Source organism: Clostridium sp., assembly GCF_051278035.1.
GTDB lineage: Bacteria > Bacillota > Clostridia > Clostridiales > Clostridiaceae > Clostridium_AD.
This window is the reverse complement of record NZ_JBNMNU010000039.1, coordinates 21,651-28,693: the sequence shown is the minus strand read 5'-3', so window position 1 is coordinate 28,693 and position 7,043 is coordinate 21,651. Positions and strand designations below refer to the sequence as shown.

5 protein-coding genes are annotated in these 7,043 nt (G+C 33.0%); all 5 read right to left on the bottom strand.

Annotated features, from left to right (window positions below; all coding sequences use genetic code 11):
* Positions 1 to 830 precede the first annotated feature (830 nt).
* Entirely contained in the window at positions 831 to 1,043 is a 213-nt protein-coding gene (locus ACJAX4_RS08000; RefSeq protein ID WP_435788932.1) for a hypothetical protein, read from the bottom strand.
* Positions 1,044 to 2,744 carry a restriction endonuclease subunit S gene (locus ACJAX4_RS07995; protein ID WP_435788931.1) on the bottom strand — a complete coding sequence of 567 codons (1,701 nt, stop codon included), beginning with the start codon at positions 2,742 to 2,744 and terminating at the stop codon, positions 1,044 to 1,046.
* A 12-nt stretch (positions 2,745 to 2,756) separates the two neighbouring features.
* Positions 2,757 to 4,205 carry an N-6 DNA methylase gene (locus tag ACJAX4_RS07990; protein WP_435788930.1) on the bottom strand — a complete coding sequence of 483 codons (1,449 nt, stop codon included), beginning with the start codon at positions 4,203 to 4,205 and terminating at the stop codon, positions 2,757 to 2,759.
* Positions 4,205 to 4,561, bottom strand: a complete 357-nt coding sequence (locus ACJAX4_RS07985; RefSeq protein WP_435788929.1) for a hypothetical protein — start codon at positions 4,559 to 4,561, stop codon at positions 4,205 to 4,207. Before ACJAX4_RS07985 ends, ACJAX4_RS07990 begins: the two co-directional genes overlap by 1 nt.
* A 74-nt stretch (positions 4,562 to 4,635) precedes the next feature.
* Complete coding sequence (hsdR, locus tag ACJAX4_RS07980) at positions 4,636 to 6,975, bottom strand: EcoAI/FtnUII family type I restriction enzme subunit R (protein WP_435788934.1); 2,340 nt, start codon at positions 6,973 to 6,975, stop codon at positions 4,636 to 4,638.
* Positions 6,976 to 7,043: the final 68 nt, after the last annotated feature.

Genomic DNA, 7,043 nt, shown 5'->3' with positions numbered 1-7,043 from the left:
GCTTGCAAAACAACAATAAAATTTTTCTCAACTATACAATTATTAAGATAAATATTATTTTTTTTACAATTTTTAGTGGGGGAGTTTTGGGTTAGAATATGGGGGAGTTTTCACTTGACAAATACAAATGTTGGCGAGAACAAATAACTGGCACTTATGTACGAATTTTTACTATTAAATCATGAAATTTTAGAAAGAAAAGATAAAAACTTTTGTATATCGTTTAGAAGTAGTTTTTAATGGTATAATTAAGAAGAATACAAAGTTGGAGTGCACATTATTTAATAGGTAAGGGTTTTAATCTAATGTAAAGAGCTATCGGCAAAATGGCTCTTTTTTTATATATATTTGTCTATGTATTACACTGATTCTATACAACTAAATTCTTTTAAATTAAGGCTATGTTAGATAATGTTGAGGATATAAGAATATAAAATCGGTTTGTCGTAAATGGAGTGGTAAAGTGTTTCTGTTGATATTGATGGAAAATCTCAAAAAAGCAAAAGAAAGTAGTAGGGTCGTCGCAAACTACCTAATACTTTCTAAATATAAATAAACTACCTTAAAGACAAATGCCTCTATCTATCATTAGCATATCATAATTAATAAAAGGAAGGTGTGACAATTTTAAAATCCTCTAAAAATTAATTCTCTACTAATATATAATATCACTATTTATGTCTAACATAACCTAAATTAATTATATTGCGGCCGTAAACTTTCCAAAATGATTAGAACATCAATATATAATTTTACTGTTATAGTATGCCTCCTATAAAACGGCCTTTTTAAAAACATCGACTTTGTCTTGCCCACATCAACACATACGTTTAAACAGTTATCATCCCCACCCATCTTGCTTGTAGTTCTCTTGATAGCTGTGTTACCTCATATAATATTATTCTCTGGAACAAGCTTGTTAAAGCACCTGAGTATCGTCTTATGATTTCTGTAATAAAATGGCTCTTTTGATATTTACTATACTGAAAGGTAATGTAACCAATTATTAGACAGGAATTCTCCTGTCTAATAATTGTGTTCATTTAAATATTCGCCATCTTCTCCACTAAATCAACCTTTCGTTTCATTTCCACTTCCATCTGGTCGATCAAACTCATAATTAATTCAACTTTTTGTACAATGCGATGTTGTTCATTAATTGGTGGTAAAGGAATAATAAAGTTTGAAAGTTTTATTCCACTTAATCCTTCTCTTGACACCCCAACCTGAACATCCATTATTAACTTTTGAATATAATTTGAAATCATATTAATTTGTATAAATTCTTTCATTGCTAAATCTACTAATCTAATTATTGTTACATGTTGATTAACATTGGCATACCCAAAGTTATCGGGTACAACGCAACATCTACCGATTGATGCTCCTGTAATATTTAGTAGTACATCTTTGCTTTCAACCTGACTACCCTTCATTTTGGTATTTATAGAATCATCTATAAATGCCACATTTGATATTCGCAAACCATCATTATATACATTTTGGGACCTAATAAACTTAACCCCATTATCTTTATAAACAGATTTGCCCCCTGTAGGCGTACTACCAGCACCTATTTTTTTACATATCGTTCCTAATCTAATACACTTCCAACTATCAGGAATCTCAAACGGAACTTCACCCTCCTCAATCTTTGGTAGTGGCCGTTGTTTCTTAATCTTGCCTTCCTTCAACAACTTATCTTTTTCAACTTGAATCCTCTTTATTAAATCTGATGATGGTTCATCAGTAGCATCTTGTGGCACTAATTTACCTTCTATTGCTAACTGAAGTACAACATTTCTAAGTTCTTGCATTGACTCTGGCGTTTGGAAGACAGTCTCTTGATGCTCAATCACAAACTGTAATTGTTCCTTAAGTGCCTCACCTGTTTGGCATTTTCCAATAGCATCAACAACAGCTTTAGGAAGAAGTTCCATAAGATGCTCTTTCTTCTGAAGTGATTCCTCAAGTTTGTCAATTTCAGACATGAACCATTTATACCTATCAACGATTCGGATTTGTTCTTTATATGGTGGAACAGAAAACGGAATATTCTTTAATATCTCTAACGATGGTATGTTTTTCATAGCAGAACCATTGCTTTTTGAAGTAATGTGGCTATTTAAAACCGTTTCAAAAAACATTAGAAAAAAATTTTTTTCTATTAAACACGATAAGTCAATCATCATTAAAGCCTGATTTATAATTCCACGCTCGATTTTTGACGGTAAGACATAAGTTTCACCAATCGTACCCGCACAGCTAACAATAATGTCCGTAGGAAACACTTCGAAGCCTTTAAGCTCATTAAATTTTTCTTCAGAAATAAAATATTCACCTAACGTGTCATCTTTTCTGATTGCATTCTTTTGTTCATATACTTTGTAAGTGTTTTTACCCTTTGGAACAAACATACTTTTAGTAAGACTACTTCCAAATGGACCTTTTTTAAACAAGGCTATGTTATCAAACCTTATCCACTCCCAAGAAGAGGGTATTGTAAATGGAATTTCATCCCCACTAATTGGTACATGAGGATTCAATTTCTTTATTCTGCCTTCTTTTACAAGCTTACTTCTTTCTTCGTTAATTTTTTTCACGAGAACATACGCTGATTCGCAATTTAAATCTTGCTCAACCAACTTACCTTGAATGGCAAGTTCAAGCACTTTATTTCTTAAAGCTTGAATATTATTCTTAACCCCAAATATGGTTTCAAAATTTTCTATATTAACACTCAATACTTGCACCTCCTATAATAAATTTTTAAGTTCCTCTATTAAATTTCCTTGAAGTCTTTTAACTTCTTCGCTTACAGTTTTGTATTTCTGTAGTAGTATAACTGGGTCAAGAATTTCATCTTCAGGCTTATTTGGGTTCTTAATATCAAGATTGTATCCTCTTTTAATGACTTGCTCTTTTGTTACTTTCCAACTATATTCTGATTCCTTTCTATCATTCCACCATCCTCTTACAGGATCAAAATGTTTAGAAAGCATTGGTTTTGTCTTTGAAAATGCTTTAAAGCCTTGGGGTAAAGGTAATTCATAATACCAAATGTTTTCAGTACCAGTTTGGTTAAAATCAAAGAATAAAATGTTCGTTGCTATTGATGTATATGGAGCAAACACCGAATTTGGAAGTCTAATAATTGTGTGAAGATTGAACTCATTAAGTAACTTTTCTTTAAGTCTTTGTTTTACACCATCACCGAACATAAATCCATCAGGTAATATAATACCCACACGCCCATTAACTTTAATTCTATGCATGATAAGAGCCATAAAAAGGTCTGCTGTTTCAGATGTCTGAAATTCAGCAGGAAAGTTGCTTTGAATTGCTGAATCCTCTGACTTAGAACCAAATGGTGGATTCATTAGAATTACAGAAACTTTGTCCTTGTCCCCAAATTCCCTTACATTATCTGAAAATGAGTTTTTATGTTCTAAATTTGGAATATCAATTCCATGCAGAATTAAGTTAGTCACACCTAAAAGGTATGGAAGATGGAACTTTTCAGCACCATATATACTTTTATTAATAATTTCATTGTCTTCTACTGTTTTTGCCTGCTTTTTAAGAATCTCATACGCACTCGTTAAGAATCCGCCAGTACCAGATGCAAAGTCAGCCATAGTATCACCAATCTTTAAATTAGTCATTTCTGCTGTAAATACAGTCAGAGCACGCGGGGTAAAATATTGTCCGTTATTGCCTGCTGTCTGTAGACTTTTGAGCATATTCTCATAAATATCATTAAAAGCATGACGTTCTTCAATGTCCTCAAAATCCATTTCGTTGATAAGATTTACAAGCTGTCTGAAATATGTACCATTTTTCATATAATTATTTGCATCTTCAAAAATGCTTTTAACTATGGATTTTCTTCTGTCAGTCATTTCATCAATCTCAAGCTTTTTGAGAGTTGGTAATAATTTTTGGTCTATAAAAATAAGTAGTGATTCTCCTGTTAGAGAATTACCATCCTTTTTATCAACTGCCCAGTTCCTCCATCTAATTTCCTCAGGGATAATTGTTTCAAAGTTATCCTCATAGAGTCTCCACTCTTCTTCCTTGTAATCATATATGAAAAGGAAAAGAAGCCAGACTAACTGTTCAAGTATTAGTACATCGTTAGTTCCAACACCTTTATCTTTTCTCATAATGTCCTGTATTCTTTTAATAAAATTCGTCATACTCATTAATTTTCGCCTCCATTTATCTCAATGTTTTTGTTTTCATTATTGTACGTGATTGTCATTTTTATTGTATCTTCATCCATATAACTTAGCCCTACTAACTCACTACTAAATGCATACATTCCTCGATCTATCCTAATTAGTATCTCTGCCTCAACTAACCGAGTAATCATATTATCAATACTTCCTACTGTAGCCTTAATTCTCGTCCCAATATCCCTTTTTAGTGATGCATTTACAATAATTTTTCCATCTCTGTTCCTGATACTTATCAACTCGTATAGTAGAGGAGTAAAGCTTTTCGTCAAACCCCTCAGTTGAATATAATCTTCAAGTAGTAATAGTAACGTTTTATCCATTTAATTCACTCCCAAAAAATATAATGCTCATGTGATTGTGTGAGCATTATATCCCAAATAGTATGACTTGTCAATTATGCGTATAGCATTTGTTCAAGCTCTTTAACAGCCTTAATATAGTTTTTCTTACTTCCAAATTCTTTTACAAGTTTAACTGGAGTTCCAATCTCGGTAAAAGGCTTAAGTTCAAGAACTTTTGTATCACTGAAATCTAATACTTCAGCATCCTTATACTTTTCTAATAATCCACTTAGAACTTGCTGTGCGACATCTGAATACTCATGAAGGTATCCACGTTTTTTAACGTTATTTGCACGTTCTGCTCTTGAAAGTGGTTTTTTATCATATGCCACATGTAGGATTAGGTCAAAATCATCAATGTCTTGTTCAGCTTCTTCTCTTAATGCATCAAGTAAAACACCTTCGTCTCTAAGTTCATCAATAATGGCTTGCTTTTTATCTTCTGAACTCCATCTTTTAATAAAACTATCTAAGGTATCATATTGCTCAAGAATATGCCTTTTAGAATAATCTTTAACTGATTCAGTAATAAGTTTACCATTAATGTCGATATACTGAACTCTTTCGTTCAAAATCTTTACTTTAACACCTTTAACATAAAACTTTTGATGTGGCTCAGAACCACCACCGTCATCTTCCCCTGTACCACCTTCTCCTTGACTTCCACCATTATCCTCACCTTCATCTTCATCTTCTTCATCATCACCAGGTATTGGTTCAGTTCCACCCACTTCAATTATTTTAACGGGCTCTCCATCGAACTCAGGATCTGCAAAAAGTCTTGAAGCATTTCTAAAATCCATAAAAGTGAAGTATGTCTTGCCATCCTCTTCTCTAATTCGAGTACCCCGACCTAAAATTTGTTTAAACATTATTGCTGAGTTCAGTTGTTTATCAATAACTATTAGCTTACACATTTTTGCGTCAACGCCAGTTGATAAAAGTTCACTTGTAACCGCAATTGTCGGGAATTTAGAATTTACAGCAATAAAATTATCAAGCTGACCTTTGCCTTCATCATCATCACCCGTAATTTTCATTATATAGGTTGGACTGTCTTTAACTATGTCTATATTTTCTTTAATAAGTGCCATTCTCATGCGATTTGCATGTTCAATGTCGACACAGAATACTATTGTCTTCATGTATCGGTCATTAAGCTTTAAAAATTCAGTGATTCGTTTAGCAATTTCTTTCGTGCGTTCATCAATTACAAGGTTTCTATCATAATCTTTTATATTGTAGTCTCTATCTTCAATTACATTTCCATTAATATCAGTTTGACCCTTATATGGTCTAAATCCTTCAAGGTCAACATTTAAGCCTATACGTAAAACCTTGTACGGAGCGAGGAACCCATCCTGTATACCTTGTTTTAAGCTATAAGTGAAAATTGGTTCTCCAAAGTAATCAATATTGCTCACTGTTTTTGTTTCTTTGGGAGTAGCTGTCATTCCAATTTGTATAGCATTGCCAAAGTAATCAAGGATTTGTCTCCACTGGCTATCTTCCTTAGCAGAACCTCTATGTGCTTCATCAATAATTATTAAATCAAAGAAATCTGGCTTGAAGTCTTCGAAAATCCTCTTCCCATCTTGACCAACAAGTTGCTGATAAAGAGCCATGTGAATTTCATACGAGCTATCTAATGTTCTATTTTTCACTTTAGTCATCACGCTTTCAAACGGTTTAAAGTCATTATAAATTGTCTGGTCTATAAGAATGTTTCTGTCTGCTAAATATAAAACTCTTTTTACTTTACCTGCTTTCCAAAGTCTCCATATGATTTGAAATGCGGTATAAGTCTTACCCGTTCCAGTTGCCATAACGAGAAGGAGTTTATCTCTTCCTTTAGCAACAGCTTCAACAACTCTATTAACTGCAATCCTTTGGTAATATCTTGGTGATTTATCACCAGTAGCGAAGTGGTAAGACTCAGAAACGATGTCTTCTTGCTCTTTAGTATCAATGTTTTTATAAAACTTATATTTATTCCACAAGTCTTCTGGTGAAGGGAATTCACTAAGGGATAGTTGTCTCTCATTTCCAGAAACCATGTCATGCTCTATAAATCCATCTCCATTAGAACTGTATGCAAATGGAATATCAAGGATTCTTACATATTCAATGGCTTGTTGCATGCCATCACCTAAAAAATGCTTATTGTCTTTAGCCTCAACAATAGCAAGAGGTATATTGGATTTATATGAAAGCATGTAATCTGCTCTTTTTCTTTTTCCACGCATTGATATGTTTCCACGTACAATAACTTGTCCGTCTGTAAATGTATATTCAGTACGGATCTGTTTCATTTTATCCCACCCCGCAGACTCAAGGGCAGGGGTTATATATCTTAAGCATATGTCTTGCTCTGATAGGTCTTTTTTGCTCATTTCATTTTTCACTCCTTCCAACCTCTTTTATTGTACTTCTTATACCATTTTATAACAATTGATATTAC

Coding starts and splice junctions, on each gene's coding strand:
- hsdR (WP_435788934.1), bottom strand. CDS start 6,975: ATGAGCAAAAAAGACCTATCAGAGCAAGACATATGCTTAAGATATATA.
- ACJAX4_RS08000 (WP_435788932.1), bottom strand. CDS start 1,043: ATGAACACAATTATTAGACAGGAGAATTCCTGTCTAATAATTGGTTAC.
- ACJAX4_RS07985 (WP_435788929.1), bottom strand. CDS start 4,561: ATGGATAAAACGTTACTATTACTACTTGAAGATTATATTCAACTGAGG.
- ACJAX4_RS07990 (WP_435788930.1), bottom strand. CDS start 4,205: ATGAGTATGACGAATTTTATTAAAAGAATACAGGACATTATGAGAAAA.